Origin of the sequence: Streptomyces litmocidini (assembly GCF_014649755.1) — a bacterium.
GTDB classification, from domain to species: Bacteria; Actinomycetota; Actinomycetes; order Streptomycetales; family Streptomycetaceae; genus Streptomyces; species Streptomyces litmocidini.
This window is the reverse complement of the sequence record NZ_BMTQ01000005.1, coordinates 408,893-432,122: the sequence shown is the minus strand read 5'-3', so window position 1 is coordinate 432,122 and position 23,230 is coordinate 408,893. Positions and strand designations below refer to the sequence as shown.

Annotated in this window: 22 protein-coding genes; 11 read left to right on the top strand and 11 right to left on the bottom strand. The window is 73.2% G+C overall.

The window, feature by feature from the left end; genetic code table 11:
• The first annotated feature begins 5 nt into the window (after positions 1-5).
• Both IE180_RS14190 and IE180_RS14185 read left to right on the top strand, forming a co-directional pair.
• The gene (locus tag IE180_RS14190) at positions 6-626 is read left to right on the top strand and encodes a spherulation-specific family 4 protein (RefSeq protein WP_190157212.1); all 621 of its coding nucleotides are present in this window, start codon (positions 6-8) and stop codon (positions 624-626) included.
• The gene (locus IE180_RS14185) at positions 623-1,453 is read left to right on the top strand and encodes an endo alpha-1,4 polygalactosaminidase (RefSeq protein WP_190157211.1); all 831 of its coding nucleotides are present in this window, start codon (positions 623-625) and stop codon (positions 1,451-1,453) included. Before IE180_RS14190 ends, IE180_RS14185 begins: the two co-directional genes overlap by 4 nt.
• On the opposite strand, the gene cobS is transcribed toward IE180_RS14185, so the two are convergent.
• The gene (gene cobS, locus IE180_RS14180) at positions 1,450-2,223 is read right to left on the bottom strand and encodes an adenosylcobinamide-GDP ribazoletransferase (RefSeq protein WP_229860470.1); all 774 of its coding nucleotides are present in this window, start codon (positions 2,221-2,223) and stop codon (positions 1,450-1,452) included. The genes IE180_RS14185 and cobS overlap by 4 nt on opposite strands.
• A 67-nt stretch (positions 2,224-2,290) precedes the next feature.
• Between cobS and IE180_RS14175 the strand changes: the two genes are divergently transcribed.
• The gene (locus IE180_RS14175) at positions 2,291-3,055 is read left to right on the top strand and encodes a hypothetical protein (protein WP_190157209.1); all 765 of its coding nucleotides are present in this window, start codon (positions 2,291-2,293) and stop codon (positions 3,053-3,055) included.
• On the opposite strand, the gene IE180_RS14170 is transcribed toward IE180_RS14175, so the two are convergent.
• From IE180_RS14170 to IE180_RS14155, 4 genes are all read right to left on the bottom strand, one after another.
• Positions 2,995-3,705: a hypothetical protein gene (locus tag IE180_RS14170; protein WP_190157208.1), complete on the bottom strand. Its 711-nt coding sequence runs from the start codon at positions 3,703-3,705 to the stop codon at positions 2,995-2,997. The two genes, IE180_RS14175 and IE180_RS14170, sit on opposite strands and share 61 nt — an antisense overlap.
• Positions 3,702-5,465, bottom strand: coding sequence for a phosphatidylglycerol lysyltransferase domain-containing protein (locus IE180_RS14165; RefSeq protein WP_190157207.1), 1,764 nt, complete (start codon positions 5,463-5,465; stop codon positions 3,702-3,704). Before IE180_RS14165 ends, IE180_RS14170 begins: the two co-directional genes overlap by 4 nt.
• Before the next feature lie 107 nt (positions 5,466-5,572).
• Positions 5,573-6,649 carry a nicotinate-nucleotide--dimethylbenzimidazole phosphoribosyltransferase gene (gene cobT / locus IE180_RS14160; protein WP_190157206.1) on the bottom strand — a complete coding sequence of 359 codons (1,077 nt, stop codon included), beginning with the start codon at positions 6,647-6,649 and terminating at the stop codon, positions 5,573-5,575.
• A gap of 48 nt (positions 6,650-6,697) precedes the next feature.
• On the bottom strand, positions 6,698-7,900 hold the full coding sequence (locus IE180_RS14155) for a bifunctional adenosylcobinamide kinase/adenosylcobinamide-phosphate guanylyltransferase (RefSeq protein ID WP_190157205.1): 1,203 nt from the start codon (positions 7,898-7,900) through the stop codon (positions 6,698-6,700).
• Between the two features lie 80 nt (positions 7,901-7,980).
• Here IE180_RS14155 and IE180_RS14150 point away from each other — a divergent pair, with 80 nt between their 5' ends.
• Positions 7,981-8,187 carry a hypothetical protein gene (locus tag IE180_RS14150; RefSeq protein WP_190157204.1) on the top strand — a complete coding sequence of 69 codons (207 nt, stop codon included), beginning with the start codon at positions 7,981-7,983 and terminating at the stop codon, positions 8,185-8,187.
• A 54-nt stretch (positions 8,188-8,241) separates the two neighbouring features.
• Here IE180_RS14150 and IE180_RS14145 read toward each other — a convergent pair whose 3' ends face one another.
• The 3 genes from IE180_RS14145 to IE180_RS14135 form a co-directional block, all read right to left on the bottom strand.
• Positions 8,242-9,330, bottom strand: a complete 1,089-nt coding sequence (locus tag IE180_RS14145) for a S1C family serine protease (protein ID WP_190157203.1) — start codon at positions 9,328-9,330, stop codon at positions 8,242-8,244.
• A gap of 82 nt (positions 9,331-9,412) precedes the next feature.
• A complete protein-coding gene (locus IE180_RS14140) occupies positions 9,413-10,189 on the bottom strand; it encodes a methyltransferase domain-containing protein (protein WP_229860469.1) in 777 nt (258 codons plus the stop codon).
• 65 nt (positions 10,190-10,254) lie between these two features.
• The gene (locus tag IE180_RS14135) at positions 10,255-10,860 is read right to left on the bottom strand and encodes a DUF3043 domain-containing protein (RefSeq protein ID WP_190157202.1); all 606 of its coding nucleotides are present in this window, start codon (positions 10,858-10,860) and stop codon (positions 10,255-10,257) included.
• Between the two features lie 273 nt (positions 10,861-11,133).
• Here IE180_RS14135 and IE180_RS14130 point away from each other — a divergent pair, with 273 nt between their 5' ends.
• The 5 genes from IE180_RS14130 (at position 11,134) to IE180_RS14110 (ending at position 18,015) form a co-directional block, all read left to right on the top strand.
• Positions 11,134-11,928: a PspA/IM30 family protein gene (locus IE180_RS14130; RefSeq protein ID WP_190157201.1), complete on the top strand. Its 795-nt coding sequence runs from the start codon at positions 11,134-11,136 to the stop codon at positions 11,926-11,928.
• A 24-nt stretch (positions 11,929-11,952) separates the two neighbouring features.
• The gene (pspAA, locus tag IE180_RS14125) at positions 11,953-12,231 is read left to right on the top strand and encodes a PspA-associated protein PspAA (protein WP_190157200.1); all 279 of its coding nucleotides are present in this window, start codon (positions 11,953-11,955) and stop codon (positions 12,229-12,231) included.
• A 534-nt stretch (positions 12,232-12,765) separates the two neighbouring features.
• Entirely contained in the window at positions 12,766-14,022 is a 1,257-nt protein-coding gene (locus IE180_RS14120; RefSeq protein WP_190157199.1) for a sensor histidine kinase, read from the top strand.
• Entirely contained in the window at positions 14,019-14,708 is a 690-nt protein-coding gene (locus IE180_RS14115; protein WP_190157198.1) for a response regulator, read from the top strand. Before IE180_RS14120 ends, IE180_RS14115 begins: the two co-directional genes overlap by 4 nt.
• 178 nt (positions 14,709-14,886) lie before the next feature.
• Positions 14,887-18,015: an efflux RND transporter permease subunit gene (locus tag IE180_RS14110; RefSeq protein WP_190157197.1), complete on the top strand. Its 3,129-nt coding sequence runs from the start codon at positions 14,887-14,889 to the stop codon at positions 18,013-18,015.
• A gap of 88 nt (positions 18,016-18,103) precedes the next feature.
• Here the strand turns inward: IE180_RS14110 and nadA are convergent, their stop codons facing one another.
• Positions 18,104-19,282 (bottom strand): quinolinate synthase NadA, encoded by a 1,179-nt coding sequence (nadA, locus tag IE180_RS14105; protein ID WP_190157196.1) that lies wholly within the window; start codon positions 19,280-19,282, stop codon positions 18,104-18,106.
• A 237-nt stretch (positions 19,283-19,519) separates the two neighbouring features.
• Between nadA and IE180_RS14100 the strand changes: the two genes are divergently transcribed.
• A complete protein-coding gene (locus tag IE180_RS14100) occupies positions 19,520-19,876 on the top strand; it encodes a HesB/IscA family protein (RefSeq protein WP_015033024.1) in 357 nt (118 codons plus the stop codon).
• Positions 19,877-19,988: 112 nt separating this feature from the next.
• On the opposite strand, the gene IE180_RS14095 is transcribed toward IE180_RS14100, so the two are convergent.
• On the bottom strand, positions 19,989-21,467 hold the full coding sequence (locus IE180_RS14095; protein WP_190157195.1) for a hypothetical protein: 1,479 nt from the start codon (positions 21,465-21,467) through the stop codon (positions 19,989-19,991).
• Positions 21,468-21,533: 66 nt separating this feature from the next.
• Positions 21,534-21,740 carry a hypothetical protein gene (locus tag IE180_RS14090; RefSeq protein ID WP_190157194.1) on the bottom strand — a complete coding sequence of 69 codons (207 nt, stop codon included), beginning with the start codon at positions 21,738-21,740 and terminating at the stop codon, positions 21,534-21,536.
• Between the two features lie 177 nt (positions 21,741-21,917).
• Between IE180_RS14090 and IE180_RS14085 the strand changes: the two genes are divergently transcribed.
• Positions 21,918-22,892: a carbohydrate kinase family protein gene (locus tag IE180_RS14085; protein WP_190157193.1), complete on the top strand. Its 975-nt coding sequence runs from the start codon at positions 21,918-21,920 to the stop codon at positions 22,890-22,892.
• Positions 22,893-23,230: the final 338 nt, after the last annotated feature.

Below are 23,230 nucleotides of genomic sequence, written 5' to 3'. Positions count from 1 at the left end.
ACGCCATGACGAACCCCTCCCTCCTGGTGCCGTACTACGAGCACCCGTCCGAACGTCCCGAGGCCTGGTCGGCGCTCGTCGACGCGGCCCCGGCCCTGTACGGCGTCGTCCTCAACCCGGCGAGCGGCGCCGGCGAGGCCCCCGACCCGGCGTTCGCCGAGGCCGCCGGGCGACTGCGGGCGGCCGGGGCGCGGGTCCTCGGCTACGTGGACACCTCCTACGGACGCCGCCCGCACACCGAGGTCGTCGCCGAACTGGTCCGCCACCGCGACTGGTACGGCGCCGACGGGGCCTTCCTGGACCAGGTGGCGACCGCGCCCGCCGCCCTCGCCCACTACCGCCGCATCGCGGTCGCCGCCCGCGCCGCAGGGGCCGCGACCCTGGTCTTCAACCACGGGGCCCACCCGGACCCCGGCTACGAGGCGCAGGCCGACCTCCTCGTCACCTTCGAGGGCCCCTGGGACACGTACCGGACGCTCGACCTGCCGGTCGCCGCCCACTACTGCCACCTCGTCTACGCGGCCCCGGCGGACTTCCGTCCGGCCACCCCGGTGCACTGCGCCGTACCGGGCACGGGCGCGCACCCCTGGGGCACCCTCCCGCACCTCCTGGAGCCCGCCCGATGAGAACGGTCCGTCCGGCGGCCCTGCTCACGGGGGCCCTGCTCCTCGCCACGGCCTGCACGGCCGCCCCCGGCCCGGACGCCAAGACGACCGGCGACCGCTGGCGGCCGGCCCCCGGCCTCGCCTGGCAGTGGCAGCTCAGCGGCGGGCTCGACCCGTCCGTCGACGTCCCGGTGTACGACATCGACGGCTTCGACCACCCGGCGTCGACCGTCGCCGACCTCCACCGCCGGGGCCGCAAGGTCGTCTGCTACCTGTCCACCGGTGCCTGGGAGGACTTCCGACCCGACGCCGACGACTTCCCGAAGGCCCTCCTCGGCAAGGGCAACGGCTGGGAGGGCGAGCGCTGGCTCGACATCCGCCGCACCGACCTCCTCGGGCCCCTCATGGCGAAGCGGCTCGACATGTGCCGGGACAAGGGCTTCGACGCCGTCGAGCCCGACAACATGGACGGGTACGAGAACCGCACCGGCTTCCCCCTGACCGCCGCCGACCAGCTCCGCTACAACCGCCTCATCGCCGGCATGGCCCACGAGCGGGGCCTCGCGGTCGGCCTCAAGAACGACCTGGACCAGATCCCGAAGCTGCTCCCGGACTTCGACTTCGCGGTCAACGAGCAGTGCGCGGAGTACGACGAGTGCGGCCGTCTGGCCCCGTTCGTCGCGGCGGGCAAGGCCGTCTTCCACGTCGAGTACGAGCTGACGACGGACCAGTTCTGCCCCCGGGCCCGGAAGCTGGGGCTCAGCTCCATGCGGAAACGGTACGAACTGGATGCCTGGCGGCAAGCCTGCCAGGGCCCGTCCCCCGGCCTGATCGGCACGTCCCCCTAGCCCGCCGAGCCCAGCGTCAGCGCGACCAGGGTCGCCGTCGCCGCCGTCTCCTCCACCGCGCCGAACACATCGCCCGTCACCCCGCCGAAGCGCCGCACGCACCGGCGGAGCAGCAGCGCCGCCGCGCCGAGGCCCGCGCCGACCGCCAGGACGTCGCGGACGGCGTCGTACGGGGAGAGCAGGAGGCCCGTCGCGGCGCCGAGGACCAGGACCAGGGCGGTCGTGAGGGTCGCGGAGCGGGTCGGGACCGTCGCGGCGACGATCGCGCCGAGGCCCTCGGGGCGGGCCGCCGGGACGCCGTGGCGGGACGCGTGGGTGAGGGCGAGGCGGGCCACGGTGGCGGCGAGGGCCGCGGCGACGGCACCGCGCACCCAGCCCTCCCCGTACAGCTCGTACAGCGCGGCGACCTGGGCGAGCAGGACGAGGACCAGGGCGATGACGCCGAACGGGCCGATGTCCGACTGCTTCATGATGCGCAGCGCGTCCTCGGCGGGCTTGGCGCTGCCGAGGCCGTCGGCGGTGTCCGCGAGGCCGTCGAGGTGGAGGCCCCGGGTGAGCAGGGCGGGGACGGCGGTGGTGGCGACGGCCGCGAGCAGCGGTCCCGAACCGAGCAGCAGGAACGCCGCGCCGGCCGCGGCGGAGCAGAGTCCGACGGCCAGGCCCGCGAGCGGGGCGCTGAGCATGCCGGCGCGTGCCGCGTCCCGGTCCCATCGGGTGATGCGGGCGGGGAACACGGTGAGGGTGCCGAAGGCGAAACGCAGGCCGTCCATCCGGGCAGGGTAATCGCCGTCTCCGAGCGGTAGATTGCGCATACCGTGCATATCGGAAGTGGGTGGCATGGGTCACTGGTTCTCCCGGAACATCGTCGAGCCGGGCAAGCTCCCTATGCTGCTCGCTCTGACCTCCTTCGTCCTGACATTCCTGGTCACCCGCACCGTCACCCGGCTCATCCGGGCGGGGAAGGGTCCCTTCCGGAACGTTTCCTCGGGAGGCCTCCACATCCATCACGTCGTGCCGGGCGTCGTCCTCACGGTCCTCGGCGGATTCGGCGCGGTGGCCAGCGACCGGCACGGCCTCGGCGCGGCCGCCTTCGCCGTCGTCTTCGGGATCGGAGCCGGGCTCGTCCTGGACGAGTTCGCGCTCATCCTCCACCTCGACGACGTCTACTGGTCGGACGAGGGCCGCAAGAGCGTCGAGGTCGTCGTCCTCACCGCGGCCCTGGTCCTGCTGGCCCTGAGCGGCTTCTCACCGCTCGGCGTCGACGGCGTGACGACGGAGGAGCGCCAGGACCGGACGGCCTTCGTCCTCACCATCGCGCTGAACTTCCTCATCGTCCTGGTCACCCTGGTGAAGGGGAAGCTCCGGATGGCCGTGTTCGGGATCCTGGTCCCGTTCGTGGCGATCGTCGGCGCCGTCCGGCTGGCCCGTCCCGGTTCCTGGTGGTCCCGGCACCTCTACGGCCGCCGCCACCGCGCCAGGGCCCGCTCCCGGCTCCGCGCCTACCGCCACGACAAGCGCTGGACCAAGGTGCGGCGCCGCCTTCAGGACCTGATCGGCGGCTTCCAGGAGCGCGTGCCCGGCCGGGGCTCGACGCCGTCCTGACCCCGCCCGCGCCGGGCCCGGACCGCGATCAGGGCGAGGACGGCGGCGATCGCCGCGATGTGCTCCTTGCCCGCGAGGTTCGCCTTGACCACCACCTCGATCACCATCGCGAGGACCACCACCGCGCCCGTCCACCGCGCCCCGTACCGCCAGCAGACGTAGACGGCGAGGCCCACCACGGCCGCCGAGGGGCCGGTGTCGACGACCTGCGCGTCGGAGGCGGGCAGCCCGAAGGGGCTGTCCGGGCCGAGGGCGATGCCCACGCGCGCGTAGAGCGTGCCGGCCAGCGTCGCCAGATAGGCGACGGCGAGCGTCCGCCACCGTCCGAGGCAGATCTCGGCGATCCCGAACACCAGCAGGACCTGGGCGAGGGCGCCCCAGACGGGCAGGTCGAGCGCGGGCACGAACAGCGACAGCGGCGTCCGCAGCAGCGCGAGCCACAAGGGGTCCTCGGCCCGTACGGAACCGATGTCCTGGACCGGCTGATAGCCCCAGTCCTGGTTCTGGACGAGCTGGAACAGGGCGGTCAGGCAGACGGCGCCGAGCGTCATCGGCGCCGCCCTCCACCGCTTCACGACCAGTGCCGTCCGCACGGTGGCGAACAGCGGCCCCCACTCGCGGCGGGCGAAATCCTTCGGGGCCCCTCTCAACGACCGCTCTCCAGGTGTTTGCGGTGCATCCACTTCGGCAGACCGGGGGCCTCCAGGAAGCCCTCGGCCCGCCCGGCCGCGAGGCCGATGCGCAGCAGGTCCGCGCTCTTCTCGAAGAGCATGAATCGGGGCTCCCAGATCGGTCGGTACTTGGCGTTGGCGCGGTACAGCGACTCGATCTGCCACCAGCGGGAGAAGAAGCTGAGCAGCGAACGCCACATGCGCAGCACGGGTCCCGCCCCGAGCTTCGAGCCACGTTCGAAGACGGAGCGGAACATCGCGAAGTTGAGCGAGACCTGAGTGATCCCGATCTCCTCGGCCCGCTGCAGGAGTTCGATGACCATGAACTCCATCAGGCCGTTCTCGGAGTCCCGGTCACGGCGCATCAGGTCCAGCGAGAGCCCCTTCGGCCCCCAGGGGACGAAGGAGAGCAGCGCCCGCAGCCCACCCGTCTCGTCGGTGCACTCCAGCATCACGCAGCGGCCGTCCCGGGGGTCGCCCAGCCGGCCGAGCGCCATCGAGAAACCGCGCTCGGTGGCCCCGTCCCGCCAGTCGTCCGCCTTGCGCAGCAGCTCGGCCATCTCCTCGGCGGGAATGTCCTCGTGGCGCCGGATCCGGACCTGGTACCCGGCCCGCTTGACCCGGTTGAAGGCCTGCCGGACCGTCCGCATCGCCCGGCCGTCCAGGGTGAACTCGTCGGTCTCCACGATCGCCTCGTCGCCCAGCTCCAGGGCGTCCAGGCCGTGCCGGGCGTAGATGACCCCGGCCTCCTCGCTCGCGCCCATCACCGCGGGGATCCAGCCGTGCTCGCGCGCCTCGGCGAGCCAGGGCTCGATGGCACCGGGCCAGGCCTCGGGGTCGCCGATCGGGTCGCCGGAGGCGAGCGAGACGCCGCCGACCACCCGGTAGGCGATGGCCGCCTTCTCGCTCGGCGACCACACGACGCTCTTCTCGCGGCGCAGCGCGAAGTAGCCGAGCGAGTCGCGCTCGCCCTGCTTGTCGAGCAGGAGCCGAAGCCGCTCCTCGTCCTCCTCGGTCAGCGGGTCGACGGCCCGCCGGGAGCGGAAGGCGGCGAAGAGCACCGCGAAGAGCAGCAGCGTGGACAGCACGTTGATGGTGACGTCGACCCAGCCGGGGGTGTGGATGCCGGTGAAGCCGGAGTCGTTGGAGGCCAGCGTGGCCAGCCGCATCAGACCGTACTTCCAGCGGTCCATGAAGGTGGAGTGGCCGGTCGACTCGTTGGTGACGGTCACCAGGAGGGCGGCGATCAGCGAGGTGACCAGCAGTCCGCCGACCGCCACCCCCGCCGCCAGCTTGGGATTGGAGCGGTCGCCCTTCGCGTAGAACTCCTTGCGCCCGAGCAGCAGCGCGAGGACGAACGCGGCGGTGAGGGCCAGCGAGATCCAGTTCTGCGCGTGCTGCCGGATCTCGGGGAAGAGCATCACGAGCGCGAAGAGCAGCAGGAAGAGACCGCTGAGCACCAGGTTGAGGATCCATGCGGCCCGCTTGCGGCGCCGCATGGTGATCGCCAGGAAGAGCGTGAAGACGCCCGAGGCGAAGCCCGCGGTGAGCATGTACGGGGTGAAGTAGTCGTCCTCGTTGTGACGGCGCAGGTCGTTGCCGAACGAGACCCACACGGCGCTCAGGAAGTTGATGAACGTGACGACACGCAGGTACCAGACGGCGAACGCGGCGCCGCGCCGCGAACGGGCGGTCGTGCCCCGGGGTGCTGCATCGGCAGACAAGCGGACTTCTCCCATGAAAAGCGATCATATGGGGCATTGCTTGCGGCGCGGAGACGCCCGGGGCGGCCACGCGCGCGTCGCGCGCGACCGCCCCGGAGACGACCGTTCCCCTCCGTCCGCGCTCAGACCCCCGCGGCGCCGTCGGCGTCCACGGCGTCCGGAGCCGGACGTTCGGGCAGCTCCGCGGCGAACGCCGCCGCGGCCCGGACGAGGGGAAGTGCGAGCAATGCCCCGGTTCCCTCACCCACATGGACGCCGTGGTCGAGCAGCGGGTTGAGCGCCATCCGGTCCAGGGCCTTCGCCTGCGCCGGCTCCCCGCTCACCTGGCCCGCCAGCCACCAGTCCGGCGCCCGGAACGCCGCCCGCTGCGCCACCAGCGCACAGGCCGCGCCCACCACGCCGTCCAGGATCACCGGCATCCGCCGCACCGAGGCCTGCAGCAGGAACCCGGTCATCGCCGCCAGGTCCGCGCCGCCGACCGCCGCGAGGAGCGACAGCTGGTCGCCCAGGACCGGCCGGGCCCGCCGCAGCGCGTCCCGGATCGCCGCGCACTTGCGCATCCACGCCAGATCGTCGATCCCGGCACCGCCCCGGCCGGTCACCACCGAGGCGTCCGTCCCGCACAGCGCCGCGATCAGCGTGGCCGCCGGGGTCGTCCCGCCGACGCTCAGGTCACCGAGCACCACCAGATCGGTGCCCGAGTCCGCCTCCTCGTCGGCGATCGCGATGCCCAGCCGGACCGCCGCCTCGGTCTCCTCGACCGTCAGCGCGTCCGCCACGTCGATCCGGCCGCTGCCGCGCCGCACCCGGTGCCGTACCACCTCGGCGGGCAGCAGCTCCGGATCGCAGTCCAGACCGGCGTCCACGACCCGCACCGGCACGTCCGTCGAACGGGCGAGCACGGCCACCGGGCTCGCCCCGTCGAGCACCGCCCGCACCAGCTCGTGCGCCGTGCCCGCCGCGCGGCCCGACACGCCGAGCGATGCCACCCCGTGGTCGCCCGCGAACAGCACGACCTTCGGCTGCTCGATCGCCCGCACCTCGACCGAGGCCTGCGCCGCGGACAACCACTCGCCCAGCTCGTCCAGCCGCCCGAGCGCCCCCGGCGGCACGGTCAGCCGCTCCCTGCGCTCCTCGGCGTCACGCCGTATCCCGCCGTCGGGGCGCTCGATCAGATCGGAGAAGTCGTCCAGGTTCAAGGGTTCCGCCTAGTGACAAGTCAGCGAGGGCCATCAGCGATCGGAACCCTACCCGCGCAGTACGAGCGCCTGCCCCGCGACCACGAGGACGACCTCCTCGCACTCCTCCGCGAAGGACGCGTTCAGCCGCCCCAGCTCGTCCCGGAACCGGCGGCCCGCCGCCGTCGCCGGGACCACCCCGGAGCCGACCTCGTTCGTCACCGCCACGACCGTGCGGCGCGTCGCCCGCACCGCCGCCACCAGCTCCGCCGTCCGCTCCCGCAGCGCCGCCCGCCCGCCGTCCGCCCAGGTCTCGTCGTCCCACGCCCCCACCCGGTCCATGGCGTCCGTCAGCCACAGCGACAGACAGTCGATCAGCAGCGCCGGACCGTCCTCCACCAGCAGCGGCACGAGCTCGCAGGTCTCGGCCGTACGCCACGAACCCGGCCGCCGCTCCCGGTGCAGCCCGACCCGCTCGGCCCACTCCGGGTCGCCCTCCCGCGTGCCGCCCGTCGCCACGTACAGCACCTCGGGGAAGGTCTCCAGGCGCCGCTCGGCCTCCACCGACTTCCCCGACCGGGCCCCGCCCGTCACCAGCGTCCGCCGGGGCACCTCCGGCACCTCGTGGTAGTCGCCGACGTACAGCGTCGTCCCGTCCGGCACCGCCCGCGCCCCGGCCGCCGCGAGCCGCCGGTCCAGCCCGGCGCCCGCCGGCACGTCGTGGTCCAGGTGCACCGCGATCACCTCGGTGGCCGGGCCCACCGCCCCGGCCGCCCGCAGCCGGGCCAGCCCGTCAGGCCGCCCCGTCACATCGGCGACCACCATGTCGTACGGATCGAGCCGGCCGTCCGTCAGCCCGGCGACCGCCCCGCCCGGCGGCAGGTACAGCAGCCGCTCGCCCTCGGCCGAGGTCACCTCGTACCCGGTCCCCGGGGAGTCCATCGGCACGGCCCGCACCCGGTGCCCGCTGATCAGCGTCAACTCCCGGCCGTCCGGCACCCGCCCTGCCGTCGGAAGCCCTGCGGGCACCTCGACGGCGGGCCCGTCGTGCGGATGCGTGAGGAGCACCTGCCGCACCCCCACCAGCGAATGCCCCGACCGGGCCGCCGCGAGCGCGGCCCCCGGGGTCAGATCGAGCAGCAGGGCCCCGTCCACGAGCAGCGCGGTCGCGGCCCGCGCGCGCGGCCCTCGGGAGAGCGCGCACACGGCGCAGGGGCAGTCGGGACGGGGGAGGCCGAGCGGGGCGCCGGTGCCGAGCAGAGTCAGTTCCACCCTCAGATCCTCCCGCGCCACCGCGAGGCGTGCGCGCCCGGCTACGCTGCGGGCAGGAAACCGATCATCCGGAGGCTGACATGGCATGGACGTGGCGGTTCGAGAAGTCCGACGGCACGGAGGTCGAGCCGGTGGTGACCCCCGAGGAGTTCACCACCCAGGGCGACGCGGAGAGCTGGATCGGCGAACACTGGCGTGACCTCCTGGGCGGCGGCGCGGACCAGGTGACCCTTTCGGAGGACGGCAGGAAGATCTACGGCCCGATGTCCCTCGACGCGGAGGGCTAGAACCGGGCGGCGGGGCGCGGGGCCGGGCCCCGCGCCCCGCGCCCCGCCCCCGTCCTACATCTCGCCCAGCGTCACCTTCGCCTGGTGCGTCGCCCCGTCCCGCACGTACCCGACCGTCACCACGTCCCCCGGCTTCATCGACGCCAACGCCTCCGAGAGCGACGTGATCGTCGTGATCTCGGCGTCGCCGAGACGCGTGATCACGTCCCCCGGCCTCAGCCCCGCCTTGGCCGCGGCCCCGCCCGCCGGCGCCTCGACCACCGCGACGCCCGTCGGCTTGTACCCGTCGTCGAGGACCGTACGGCCGGTGATGTTGAGGGCGGCCCGCCCCGAATCCGTCACCTTGCCGTTCTTGACGATCTGGTCCGCGATCGTCCGCACCATCGACGCGGGGATCGCGAAGCCGATGCCCGGAGCCGAGCCACCGCCCAGTTCGGGGTCGGTCGCGGCGAGGGTGGGGATGCCGATGACCTCGCCGTCGAGGTTCACGAGGGCGCCCCCGCTGTTCCCGGGGTTGATCGCGGCCGACGTCTGGACCATGTTCCCGATGGTCGCTCCGGTGCCGCCGCCGGCCCGGCCCTCGCTGACGGTCCGGCCGGTCGCCGAGACGATGCCCTGGGTCACGCTGCCGGACAGGCCCAGCGGGGAGCCCATCGCGAGCACGATCTGTCCCATGTCGACGCCGGTCGAGTCGCCGAACTTCGCCGCCTTCAGCCCCCGGGGCACGCTGTCCAGCTTGAGCACGGCGAGGTCCTGCTCCGGGTAGGAGAAGACGAGCCGGGCCGTCACGGGCTGTCCGCCGGTGGCCGCCGTGACCTTGAAGCTCTTCTCCTGGCCGACCACGTGCGCGTTGGTGACGACGTGCCCCTTGGCGTCGTAGACGACGCCGGAGCCGAGGCTGTTCGTCGCCTCGATCTGCACGACGGACGGCAGGACGTTCCTGATGACGGTCCGGTAGTCGTCCTGGAGCTCGTTGGCGGCGAGCGGCGCCGCCGCCTGGGTGGACCGTTCCGGGGCGGAGAGGTCCCCGTCGGCGGCGGAGCAGCCACCGGTCAGCGCGACGGCGCAGGCACCGGCGGCGAGGGGAAGAAGGACACGACGGGTACGGGCACGATCACGGGCGCGGGCAGGGGAGACGTCCATGTCCGGAGTATCCGATTCCGCCCCGCCCCCGGCCCGGCGAGCGCACCCGTTCAGGGGCGCGCGACCGCCCGCCGCGCCCCCCTCAGCCCCGTACCCCGCACAGGTGCAGCAGCGCCGCGAGCCGTCGGTACGGCTCCGTGCGCCCGGCCCGGTCCTCGGCGGCGAGCAGCCGCTCCAACTCCTCGGCGGCGGGCAGGCCCGCGTCGGCGGGGACGCCGTCCGTGAAGACCCGCACCCCGTACCAGGCGTGCAGCGGCGCCGCGATCCCCGCGAGCGTCGTCGTGAGCGCGTCCAGCCGGTCGGCCCGCACCTTCACGCCGTTGTCGTCCGTGTAGACGTCGGAGTCGAAGGCCGCGAGCGCCCCGGACCAGTCCCCGGCGAGCCCCGGCCGCATGGCCAGGGCCTCCGCGTTCCGCACCACCAGGGACAGCAGGCCGCCGGGGGCCAGCATCCGGGCCAGGCCCGCGAGCAGCGCGTCGGGCTCGTCCGCGTACATCAGCACGCCGTGGCAGAGGACCACGTCGAAACTGCCGGGCAGGAAGTGCACCCCGGTCTCGCGCCCGTCGCCCTCGATCAGCCGGACCCGCTCGCGGATCCCGGCGGGCTCCGTCGCCAGCGACTCACGGGCCGCCTTGAGGAGGTCGGGATCGGCCTCCAGACCGGTCACGGTGTGTCCGGCCCGGGCGAGGCGGAGGGCCTGGGCGCCCTGTCCCATGCCCGCGTCGAGGATCCGCAGGCGCTGGCCCACGGGATACCGGGCGGTTATCTGCTCGTCGAGCTGACGGGCGACGATCTCCTGCCGGATGGTGTCGCGCAGCCCGCCGGGCGCGGCGGGCCAGTGCGCGACGACGGGCAGCACGGGGCCCCCCGACTCCGACGTGGCCTCGCCGAACGCGCGCCCGTCGAACTCCGAGCTGTCGGCGCTCAGGGCCGCTCTCCGCGCTTGACCTGCGGCTTGGGCAGACGCAGTCGGCGCATCTGGAGCGTGCGCATCAGGCCGTAGGCGATGGCACCGCGCTTCGGCTCGTTCGGGAAGCGCTCGTTCAGCTGCTTCCGCAGACGGAGCCAGATGCCGATCGAGTCGATGACGATCAGGACGATCACACCGAGCCACAGCAGCAGGGAGATGTTCTGCAGCGCCCGGTTGGCGTTGCCGAACAGCGACAGCACGAGGATCACCACGGCCATCGGCAGGAAGAACTCGGCGATCGCGAACCGGGAGTCGACGAAGTCGCGCACGAAGCGCCGGACCGGCCCCTTGTCACGGACGGGCAGGTAGCGCTCGTCGCCGCTCGCCAGCGCCTCGCGCTGCCGGGCCAGGTCCGAGCGGCGTGCCTCGCGCTGGCGCTTGGCGGCCTCCTTGCGGTCGGTCGGCACCGTCGCGGCGCGCCGGCGCTGGGACTGCGCATCGCTCCGCTTCGGGGTCGGGCGGCCCTTGGGGGCCTCGGGGTCGCGGGGCTGCTTGGTGGAGAGGTCCGCCGTCACCTTGTCGGTGGGGGCCTTCTCGTCCTTCGAACGGCTACGGAACACAAAACCCAAGGGTACGGGGTGGCGGGCATGAACCCCATGCGGGCCGGGAACGATCCGCTAACGGACTGCGTCTTCGGCCGTACGTACGCGAGGACGGGCGTGGTCTCCCCGGGATCCACCTACTCCCTGCGCGGGAGGAAACCCCACGCGCAGTCGTCCTTGGGGAGGAGCGCATCCCGCTCCGAACAGTGCGGTAATGGAGACAGGGCCCGTACTGTGGATCCTGTTGGAGAGCTGGAGCCGAAGTCCGTCAGAAGGGGGCGCGCGAAGCCCATGAGCGGTGTCATGAAGCGTATGGGGATGATCTTCCGCGCGAAGGCGAACAAGGCCCTTGACCGGGCCGAGGATCCGCGCGAGACGCTCGATTACTCCTACCAGAAGCAGTTGGAGCTGCTGCAGAAGGTGCGGCGGGGCGTCGCCGACGTCGCCACCTCCCGCAAGCGGCTCGAACTCCAGCTGAACCAGCTGCAGGGCCAGTCCGCCAAGCTGGAGGACCAGGGCCGCAAGGCGCTGGCGCTCGGCCGCGAGGACCTGGCGCGCGAGGCGCTGTCCCGCCGGGCCGCGCTCCAGCAGCAGGTCAGCGACCTGGAGGTGCAGCACCAGACGCTGCAGGGCGAGGAGGAGAAGCTCACCCTCGCCGCCCAGCGCCTCCAGGCCAAGGTGGACGCCTTCCGCACCAAGAAGGAGACCATCAAGGCGACCTACACGGCGGCCCAGGCGCAGACCCGGATCGCCGAGTCGTTCTCCGGCATCTCGGAGGAGATGAGCGACGTCGGCCTCGCGATCCAGCGGGCCGAGGACAAGACCGCCCAGCTCCAGGCGCGCGCGGGCGCGATCGACGAGCTGCTCGCCTCGGGCGCGCTCGACGACCAGTCCGGTCTGGCCAAGGACGACATCCAGGCGGAACTGGACCGGCTGTCCGGCGGCACGGACGTCGAGCTGGAGCTCCAGCGGATGAAGGCCGAGCTGGCCGGCGGCTCCTCCGCGCAGCAGCAGGCCATCGAGGGCGGTGGCGCGGCCGCGCCGCAGGACCACACCCAGCAGTCCCACCCGCGCTTCGAGAAGTAGCTTCGGCGACAGACAGGACGCGTCATGATCGTACGGATCATGGGGGAGGGCCAGCGGAAGCTGGCCGACAGCCACTTCGCCGAGCTGAACGGGCTCGACGACGAGCTGCTCGAAGAGGTGGAGGCGGGGGACGAGGAAGGGTTCCGGCGCACGCTCGGCGCCCTCCTCGACGCCGTCCGCAGGCTCGGCTCGCCCCTGCCGGACGACGTGCTGGAGCCCTCGGAGCTGATCCTTCCGGCGCCGGACGCGACCCTGGACGAGGTCCGCGCCATGCTCTCGGAGGACGGCCTGATCCCCGGCTGACCCCCCCGCACCGCGGACACCCGCCCGTCGCGGCCGCCGCCCGCCCCGTCGCGGGCTGCGCCCGCCGGGGCGGTGCCCCCGCCGTTGTGGGCTGCGCCCGCGGGGCGGCGCCCCCGCCCACCCCGTTGTGGGCAGTCGTTCCGCCGGGGCGAGGGGGTCCCCCCTGCTCGAGCGAAGCCGAGAGCTCGGGGGAGGGTGGGCACAACGGAACGGCGCCCCTTGCCGGCGCTCGAGGCTCCCGCGCCCGGACCCGCACCCCGTGTGCGGCGCCGCTGTCGGTGCGGGCCCGGGCGCGGAACGCGGAGGCGCCGCTATGGGCGCCGTCCCGTGTGCCCACCCTCCCCCAAGCTCTCGGCTTCGCTCGAGCAGGGGCCCCCTCGCCCAGCGGGACGATCGCCCACACGGCGGGTGGGCCGGGGCACCGCCCAGCAGGGCACGGGCACCGGCGCGGAAGGGTGCGGCGCCCGGCAAGGCCCGCCCCACCCCACCCCACCCCACCCCGCCCGCCCCGCAGGGCCCGTACCGTTGTCCCCCGTGACCCCTACCGGCCCCGCCACCGGCACCCCCCACGCCCGTCTCCGCGACTGGTTCCGCGCGCACCCCCTCGCCTTCGACGCCGTGATCGCCGCCGGCTCGCTCGTCGCGATGGTCGCCGGGTCCTTCACCGATCCGCACGGCAGCCCGGACGGGCCGACCTTCGGGGACCGCACGCCCGACGTGTGGAGCGTGTTCGCCATGATCGCGGGGGCCGCCGCGCTGGTGATGCGCCGGCGCAAGCCCTTCGCGGTGCTCTCCTTCACCGTCGTGGTCACCCTCCTGGAGCTGGTCGACGACGTCCGGCCCGCCCCGATCGCGATGAGCGCCGTCGTCGCGCTCTACACGGTCGCCGCCCGCACCGACCGGCCCACCACCTGGCGGGTCGGCCTCGCCACGATGGCGGTGCTCACCGCCGCGGCCATGGCCTTCGGCCCGACCCCCTGGTACGCGCAGGAGAACCTCGGCGTCTTCGCCTGGACGGGGATGGCGGCCGCGGCGGGGGACGCGGTCCGCAGCCGCCGGGCCTTCGTGGACGCCATCCGGGAGCGGGCCGAGCGGGCCGAGCGGACCCGCGAGGAGGAGGCCGGGCGGCGGGTCGCCGAGGAGCGGCTGCGGATCGCCCGCGACCTCCACGACGTCGTCGCCCACCACATCGCGCTGGTGAACGTGCAGGCCGGGGTCGCCGCACACGTCATGGACAAGCGCCCCGACCAGGCCAAGGAGGCCCTCGCGCACGTCCGCGAAGCCAGCCGCTCCGCCCTGGACGAGCTGCGCGCCACCGTCGGCCTGCTGCGCCAGTCCGGCGACCCGGAGGCCCCCACCGAGCCCGCCCCGGGCCTCGCCGTCCTGGACGGGCTGCTCGACAGCTTCCGCAAGGCCGGCCTCCCCGTCGCCCTGGCCCGCGCCGACGAGGGCCTGACCCTGCCCGCGACCGTCGACCTCGCCGCGTACCGGATCGTGCAGGAGGCCCTGACCAACGTCCGCAAGCACGCGGGACCGGGCGCGAAGGCCGAGGTGAGCGTCGTCCGGGTGGGCCGTACGGTCGAGATCACCGTCCTCGACGACGGCACCCCGCGGACCGACCCGTCCGGGCCCGCCGAGCAGCCCCCGGTCGGCGGCCACGGACTGCTCGGCATGCGCGAGCGGGTCGGCGCGCTCGGCGGCACCCTCACCGCGGCACCCCGCTACGGCGGCGGCTTCCGCGTGCAGGCGATACTGCCGGTGACGTCCCGCACGGGGGAGGACAGCACGTGACGATCCGGGTACTGCTCGCCGACGACCAGGCCCTGCTCCGCAGTGCCTTCAAGGTCCTGGTGGACTCCGAGCCCGACATGGAGGTCGTCGGGGAGGCGCCCGACGGCGACGGGGCGGTCGCGCTGGCCCGTTCCACGCGGCCGGACGTCGTCCTGATGGACATCCGCATGCCGGGCACCGACGGCCTCGCCGCCACCCGGATGATCACGGCGGATCCCGGGCTGGCCGGCGTGCGGATCGTCATGCTGACGACCTTCGAGGTCGACGAGTACGTCGTGCAGTCGCTGCGTGCCGGCGCCTCCGGTTTCCTCGGCAAGGGCGCCGAACCGGAGGAGCTCCTCGGCGCGATCCGGATCGCCCACGCCGGCGAGGCGCTGCTCTCGCCGGCCGCCACCAAGGGCCTGATCGCCTCCTTCCTCGCCCAGGGTTCCGCCGCGGGGCCCCCGAACGCGGCCGGCGACGCCCGCACCGAGCGGCTCGCCGCGCTCACCGCCCGGGAGCGCGAGGTCCTCGTCCTGGTCGCGGGCGGCCTGTCGAACGACGAGATCGCCGAGCGGCTCGACGTCAGCCCGCTCACCGTGAAGACGCACGTCAACCGGACCATGGCCAAGCTCGGCGCCCGCGACCGGGCCCAGCTGGTGGTCACCGCCTACGAGTCCGGTCTCGTACGCCCGCGGGTGGAGTGAGCGCGTACTCCAGACGCGGTATGCGCGGCGTAAGGAAGTGCACCCGGGGGCCGAGGACTTCCGGCCGCGGATGACGGATCGTATGGACGGGGGGGCACCTCCGGCGGACCCAGCGGGTCCGGACCGGGGTCTCGGCCGCTCCCGCCCGTCGACGAGTACGCCACAGAAGAGAGACCCCATGTCCTGGCTGTCCAGATTCAGCCTCGCGCAACGGGCCCTGATCGGGCTGATGTCCATCGTCGCGATCGTGTTCGGGGCGATCGCGATCCCGCAGCTGAAGCAGCAGTTGCTCCCCTCGATCGAGCTGCCCATGGTCTCGGTCCTCGCCCCGTACCAGGGCGCCTCTCCCGATGTGGTCGAGAAGCAGGTGGTCGAGCCGCTGGAGAGGAACCTCAAGTCCGTCGACGGCCTCAAGTCGGTCACCTCCACCGCCTCCGAGGGCATGGCCGTCGTCATGGCCTCCTTCGACTACGGCGACGAGTCGACGAAGCAGCTCGTCGCCGACGTCCAGCAGGGCGTGAACCGCGCCCGCGCCCAGCTGCCCGACACCGTCGACCCGCAGGTGATCGCCGGTTCGACGGACGACATGCCGACCGTCGTCCTCGCCGCCGCCTCGGACAAGGATCCGCAGGCGCTCGCCGACCAGCTGGAGCGGACCGTCGTGCCCGCCCTGGAGGACATCGAGGGCGTCGGCCAGGTCTCCGTCAGCGGCGTCCAGGACCTCCAGGTCTCCGTCACCCCGGACGGGCGGAAGCTCGCCGCGGCCGGGCTCACCACGATGAAGCTCGCCGAGGCACTTCGCTCCGGCGGCGCCACCCTGCCGGCCGGCGCCTTCTCGGAGGCCGGCAAGTCCCGCACCATCCAGGTCGGCGGCGGCTACACCTCGCTGCAGCAGATCGAGGACCTGCGCATCCCCGCGGCCGTCCCCGGCAAGGGCAGGGCGGTCCGCCTCGGCGACGTCGCCACCGTGAAGCAGGAGGAGTCCCCGCGCACCTCCCTCACGCGAACGAACGGCAAGCCCACCCTCGCCGTGATGGCCACCATGGACAAGGACGGCAGCGCCGTCGCGATCTCGGACGCCGTCGAGGAGAAGCTGCCCGACCTGCGCCGTGACCTCGGCGCGGGCGCCGAGCTGACCGTGGTCTCCGACCAGGGCCCGGCCGTCGCCAAGGCCGTCTCCGGCCTGACCACGGAGGGCGCGCTCGGCCTCGTCATGGCCGTCCTGGTGATCCTGGTCTTCCTCGCGTCGGTCCGCTCGACCCTGGTGACCGCGGTCTCCATCCCGCTCTCGGTCGTCCTCGCCCTCATCGTGCTGTGGACCCGCGACCTCTCGCTGAACATGCTGACGCTCGGCGCGCTCACCATCGCCATCGGCCGGGTCGTCGACGACTCGATCGTGGTCCTGGAGAACATCAAGCGGCACCTGGGCTACGGCGAGGAGCGCCAGAGCGCGATCCTCACCGCGGTCCGCGAGGTGGCGGGCGCCGTCACCTCCTCGACCCTCACCACCGTCGCCGTCTTCCTGCCGATCGGTCTGGTCGGCGGCCTCGTCGGCGAGATGTTCGGCTCCTTCTCGCTGACGGTGACGGCGGCCCTGCTCGCCTCGCTGCTGGTCTCCCTGACGGTGGTCCCGGTCCTCTCGTACTGGTTCCTGCGCGCCCCCAAGGGCACGTCCGAGGACCCGGACGAGGCCCGTCGCCTGGCCGAGGAGAAGGAGGAGAAGAGCCGTCTCCAGCGCCTGTACGTGCCGGTCCTGCGGTTCGCGACCCGGCGCCGGCTCACCAGCCTGGCCATCGCGCTCGCCGTGCTGGTCGTCACCGTCGGCATGGGCGGCCTCCTGAAGACGAACTTCTTCGACCCCGGCGAGCAGAAGGTGCTCAACATCCGGCAGGAGCTGGCGCCCGGCACCAGCCTGAGCGCCTCCGACGAGGCCGCGAAGAAGGTCGAGAAGGTCCTCGCGGACGTCGAGGGCGTCAAGGACTACCAGGTCACCGTCGGCTCCTCCGGCTTCATGGCGGCCTTCGGCGGCGGCACCGGCTCCCACCAGGCCTCGTACAAGGTGAGCCTGGACGACTCCGCCTCGTACGAGGAGACGCGCGACGCCATCGAGAAGGGCCTCGACGCGCTCGACGGGGTCGGCGACACCACCATCGCCGCCGGTGACGGGTTCGGCTCCCAGAAGCTGAGCGTGGTCGTCAAGGCCGCCGACCCGGAGACCCTCAAGAAGGCCTCCGAGCAGGTCCGGGCCGCGGTCGCCGGGCTGAAGGACGTCACCGACGTCCAGAGCGACCTCTCGCAGTCCGTCCCGCGGATCTCCGTGAAGGCGAACGCCCGGGCGGCCGACGCCGGCTTCGACACCACCTCGCTCGGGGCGGTCGTCGCCCAGGCCGTCCGGGGCACCCCGGCCGCCAAGGCGATCCTCGACGACAGCGAGCGGGACGTCCTCATCACCTCGGCCCACCCGGCCACCACCCTGGCCGAGCTCAGGGCCCTGCCGCTCGGCCCGGTGAAGCTGGGCGACGTCGCCACCGTCGAGCTGGTCCCCGGCCCGGTCTCGATGACCCGGATCGACGGCGCGCGCGCCGCGACGATCACGGCCGAGCCGGTCGGCGACAACACCGGCGCGGTGGGCAACGCCCTCCAGGCGAAGCTCAAGGGCCTCGACCTGCCGGAGGGGGCCACCGCCACCGTCGGCGGCGTCACCGCGGACCAGTCCGACGCCTTCCTCAACCTGTTCCTGGCGATGCTCGCGGCCGTCGCGATCGTCTTCATGCTCCTGGTGGCGACCTTCAGGTCGCTGGTCCAGCCGCTGATCCTGCTGGTCTCGATCCCGTTCGCGGCGACCGGCGCGATCGGTCTGCTCGTGGTCACCGGCACGGCGATGGGCGTCCCGGCGATGATCGGCATGCTGATGCTCATCGGCATCGTGGTCACCAACGCGATCGTCCTGATCGACCTGATCAACCAGTACCGGGCGCAGGGCCTGGGCGTCGTGGAAGCGGTGATCGAGGGCGGCCGGCACCGGCTCCGCCCGATCCTGATGACCGCCCTGGCGACGATCTTCGCCCTGCTGCCGATGGCCCTCGGCGTCACCGGCGAGGGCGGCTTCATCGCCCAGCCGCTGGCGGTGGTGGTGATCGGCGGTCTGATCACCTCGACGCTGCTGACCCTGCTCCTCGTCCCGACGCTCTACGCGATGGTGGAGCTCCGCAAGGAGCGCCGCGCGAAGAAGAAGGCGGCGAAGCGGGCGGCGAAGTCCGGCGAGGTGCCGGTCCCGCCGCAGGCGAAGGAGCCGACGGCGGTCTGATCCGTACGGCACGAGGAAGGGGCGCCCCGCGAGCTCGCGGGGCGCCCCTTCCGGCGTACGGACGGGAGAACCGTTCCGGCAGGAACCGTTACGGCAGGGCCAGCATCCGCTCCAGGGCGAGCTTGGCGAAGCTCTCCGTCTCCTTGTCGACCTGGATCTGGTTGACGAGGTTGCCCTCGGCCAGGGACTCCAGGGTCCACACCAGGTGGGGGAGGTCGATGCGGTTCATCGTCGAGCAGAAGCAGACCGTCTTGTCGAGGAAGACGATCTCCTTGCCCTGGTCGGCGAAACGGTTCGCCAGCCGTCGGACGAGGTTCAGCTCCGTGCCGATGGCCCACTTGGAACCGGCCGGGGCCGCCTCCAGGGTGTTGATGATGTACTCGGTCGAGCCCACGTAGTCCGCGGCGGCGACGACCTCGTGCTTGCACTCCGGGTGGACGAGCACGTTCACGCCCGGGATGCGCTCGCGCACGTCGTTGACCGAGTCCAGCGAGAAGCGGCCGTGCACCGAGCAGTGGCCCCGCCACAGGATCATCTTGGCGGCGCGCAGCTCCTCGGCGGTGAGCCCGCCGTTCGGCTTGTGCGGGTTGTAGACCACGCAGTCGTCCAGGGACATGCCCATGTCGCGGACGGCGGTGTTGCGGCCCAGGTGCTGGTCCGGCAGGAAGAGCACCTTCTCGCCCTGCTCGAAGGCCCAGTTCAGGGCCCGCTCGGCGTTGGACGAGGTGCAGATCGTGCCCCCGTGCTTGCCGGTGAAGGCCTTGATGTCGGCCGAGGAGTTCATGTACGAGACGGGCACGACCTGCTCGGCGATGCCGGCCTCGGTCAGCACGTCCCAGCACTCGGCGACCTGCTCGGCGGTGGCCATGTCGGCCATCGAGCAGCCGGCCGCGAGGTCGGGCAGGACGACCTTCTGCTCGTCACCGGTGAGGATGTCGGCCGACTCGGCCATGAAGTGCACACCGCAGAAGACGATGTACTCGGCCTCGGGCTTGGCGGCGGCGTCGCGCGCGAGCTTGAAGGAGTCACCGGTCACGTCGGCGAACTGGATGACCTCGTCGCGCTGGTAGTGGTGGCCGAGCACGAAGACCTTGTCCCCGAGCTTCTCCTTCGCGGCGCGGGCGCGCTCCACGAGGTCCGGGTCGGAGGGCGACGGCAGATCGCCGGGACACTCCACGCCGCGCTCGCTCTTCGGGTCGGCCTCGCGACCGAGCAGGAGCAGGGCGAGCGGCGTCGGCTGGACGTCCAGGGGCTGGGCGGTGGTCACGTCACGCACCCTTTCTTCGAGGAGCCTTTTCGTCGAAATGACGCTATCTATCATAACCCGCTTCACGTCCTATGGACGATGTCCATAGTGTCGATGTGACGAATTCGCCGTCCGCGCTCCTGGACGGGGTGTGCGAGCATGAAAGGGGGAAGACCCCACTCGGCCCGGAATGAATCCGGGGCACCGTCGGTTGCAACCGTCGGCAAGCAGTCTCCGTACACACCGGGAGAGAAGCAGATGTCCGTATCGGACGAGAAGACCACTGTCAGCGACGGCATCCTCCTGTCCGACGCCGCCGCGGCCAAGGTCAAGGCCCTCCTCGACCAGGAAGGCCGCGAAGACCTGGCCCTGCGCGTCGCCGTTCAGCCCGGCGGCTGCTCCGGCCTGCGTTACCAGCTGTTCTTCGACGAGCGTTCGCTCGACGGCGACGTCGTGAAGGACTTCGACGGCGTCAAGGTCGTGACCGACCGCATGAGCGCCCCGTACCTCGGGGGCGCGTCGATCGACTTCGTCGACACGATCGAGAAGCAGGGCTTCACCATCGACAACCCGAACGCCACGGGCTCCTGCGCCTGCGGCGACTCGTTCAGCTAAGCCCGTACACGGGTGAGGGCGGCGGCCCCGGGAAGTCCCGGGGCCGCCGCCCTCACCCGTTTCCCGGGGCCACCGGCCCCGCTCGTGCCCGGGGACCGTCACCCGGGGACCGTCAGCGCCGCGGCACCGACTCCCCGCTCGCCGCGTCGACCACCGGCCGCCCGCCCAGCGGACTCCGGAGCTCCACGGTCAGCGTGATCTCCTTGGCGACCGCGATGCACGCCCGCCCGGGGTCCGACTTCTCGTCGATCCGCACGGTCACCTCCGCCGGCGACTCCACCGCCTTCGCGGTGTACGTGCTGCACACCCCGCCCCAGAAGGTGACCGACAGCTTCCGGCCGTCCCCCGCCGCCCGGTACGACTCGATGCGCCGGGCCGGCGCCGTGCCCTCGTCCGGCGAGGGCTTCCCCGGGGGCACCAGGTACTCCGGGGCGACCGCCGTCTCCGTCACCGTGTACGGCGCCGCGTCCACCGGGTCCGCCGTGAACAGCCACGACGGCACGAGCAGCCGCTCGCCCGCCACGTCCTGCGCGGCCAGACCGAAGACCGCGCCCGTCACCGGGACCTCGGTCGGCGGGGCCGCGTCCGCGGCCGACCGGCAGGGCGCGGCCGGGTCGGCCTTCCCGCTCCCGTCGACCGGCGCCGGGCCGTCCCCGCCGCTCCCCTCGACCCCGGCCGGCGGGTCCGTCGCACAGCCGCCGATGCCGACCGGGCCGGCGCCCCTCGCCTTCTCGTTCAGCTCCGCGAGCGCCTTCGCCGCCCCGACCACCGGATACGTGGCGCCCTTCACCGGCTCCTTCAGCGTCCCGCTCCCGGAGACCGGCCGGCCGTCCGGACCGATCTGCAGCCCCGTCGACCAGCCGTGGGTCGGCAGCCCGTCCACCACCGGATCGGCGTTGACCACCCGCACCGAACCGTCCATCACCTGGGACGCCGTCACCTTCGCGTCGTCCTGGCCCAGGGCCTTCAGGACGGGGGCGGCCGCCGCCTTCGCCGCCGCCTCGCTCACCGGCGAACCGCCGCGCGGGGACTTCGCCGCCCCCGGAGGCGGGCACGCCCTGCCCTTGAGGCAGGTGTCGCCCATCGGGCCGCCGTCGTACCAGGAGTACGTCCAGTTCCCCGGGGCCGCCTTCGCCACGTCCAGGCGCGGACCCCGACCGTCCTTCTCGGGCCGGATCGTCCAGACGTCCCCGACCAGCACGGGCCGGCCCTCGACGCCGAGCGCCTCGGCCAGCCCGGACACCTCCGCCGAGGTGACCAGGCCCTCGGGCCGGTGGACCGCGGCCGAGGAGGGCCCTTGGGGGAGCGGACCCTCGGCTTTGTAGACCGTTCCGTGCGCCCCGCCGCTCGGGTCCGGCTCGCCGGAGGCGATCCCGGGACCGCCCCCCGTACCGCCGCCACCGGCCTCCACGGCCAGGGGCGGCGGCGACCCGACCGCGTCGGCGGCCTTCCCCGCCGCCGCGTCCGGCGTGGCCCCGCCGGACGCGGCGGCCGCCAGGTAGACGCCACCGCCCCCGGCGAGCAGGACACCCGCCGCCACCGAGGCGGCCAGGACGTTCCGTCGCCTCCGCACGTTCTCCGTACCGCTCACCGCAACGCTCCCTCGTCTCGACCGGACGCCGATGGGACGGAGCGGACGCGCGGACGGTTCCGTCCGTCAGCCGCCGTACTCGACGGTGGCGTCGATCAGCCGGGCCGAGGCCGCCGGGACGACGACGCCGTGGATCGACGCGGGGGACACCCGGACGGGGTCCGGGCCGGCCGGAGCCGCCCAGTGGGGGGCCATCCGGGCACCGGCCCCGCGCAGCTCGGCGAGGCTCAACTCGGACTCGTGACGCTCACGAGGAGCGGGATACGTGGTCATGGGCGCACCGTATGCACCGCCCCGCCCCGGGGAAAAGACCTACTCTGGGGTAGTTTCCACTGTTCGGCAGGACGTCCCCCACCCGGTAGCGTGAACTGTCGTTCTCTCCCGTCGCCGTCACCACCTCCGTTCGGGCGCCTCGCGCGCTCCCACCGAATTCCGCAGGAGCACCCAGCCGTGCGTATCGCAGTCACCGGCTCCATCGCCACCGACCACCTCATGACCTTCCCCGGCCGGTTCGCCGACCAGCTCGTGGCCGACCAGCTCCACACGGTGTCCCTCTCCTTCCTCGTCGACAACCTGGACGTCCGCCGGGGAGGCGTCGCCGCCAATATCTGCTTCGGCATGGGACAGCTCGGCAGCCGCCCCGTCCTCGTCGGCGCGGCCGGCTTCGACTTCGACGAGTACCGCGCCTGGCTCGACCGGCACGGCGTCGACACCGGCTCGGTGCGCATCTCCGAGGTCCTGCACACGGCCCGCTTCGTCTGCACCACCGACAAGGACCACAACCAGATCGGCTCCTTCTACACCGGCGCGATGAGCGAGGCCCGGCAGATCGAGCTCAAGGCCGTCGCCGACCGCGTGGGCGGCCTCGACCTGGTCCTCATCGGCGCCGACGACCCCGAGGCGATGCTCCGCCACACGGAGGAGTGCCGGGCCCGGTCCCTCCCCTTCGCCGCCGACTTCTCGCAGCAGATCGCGCGCATGGACGGCGAGGAGATCCGCACCCTCCTCGACGGCGCGACCTACCTCTTCTCCAACGAGTACGAGAAGGGCCTCATCGAGTCCAAGACCGGCTGGACCGACGCGGAGATCCTCTCCCGCGTCGGCCACCGCATCACCACGCTCGGCTCGCGCGGCGTGCGCATCGAACGGGTCGGCGAGACCCCCATCGAGGTCGGCTGCCCCGAGGAGACGGCCAAGGTCGACCCCACCGGCGTCGGCGACGCCTTCCGCGCGGGCTTCCTCACGGGCCTGTCCTGGGGCGTCGGCCTGGAGCGGGCGGCGCAGGTCGGCTGCATGCTGGCGACGCTGGTCATCGAGACGCTGGGCACGCAGGAGTACGCGCTGCGGCGGGCGAACTTCATGGAGCGCTTCACGAAGGCGTACGGCGAGGAGGCCGCCACGGAGGTCCACTCCCACCTCCTCTGACCCCCACCCCACGGGCCCGCGCCCGGCGGGGCGGGGCCGCTTCCACCCCCACCCGCACGGACCCGCGCCTTGCCGGGCGGCGCCCCGCCGGTGTGGGGCCCGCGCCCGCCGGGGCGGCGCCCCTCCCGCACCCCCCCCGTGTGGGCAATCGTCCCGCTGGGGCGGGACGGGTGGGCACACGGGACGGCGCCCTCAGTGGCGCCTCCGCGTTCCGGGCCTGGACCCGCACCCCGTGTGCGCCGTGCCCGTCGGTGCGGGTCCGGGCACGGCAGCCTCGGGCGCCGGCAAGGGGCGCCGTCCGTTGTGCCCACCCGTTCCGCCCCAGCGGAACGACTGCC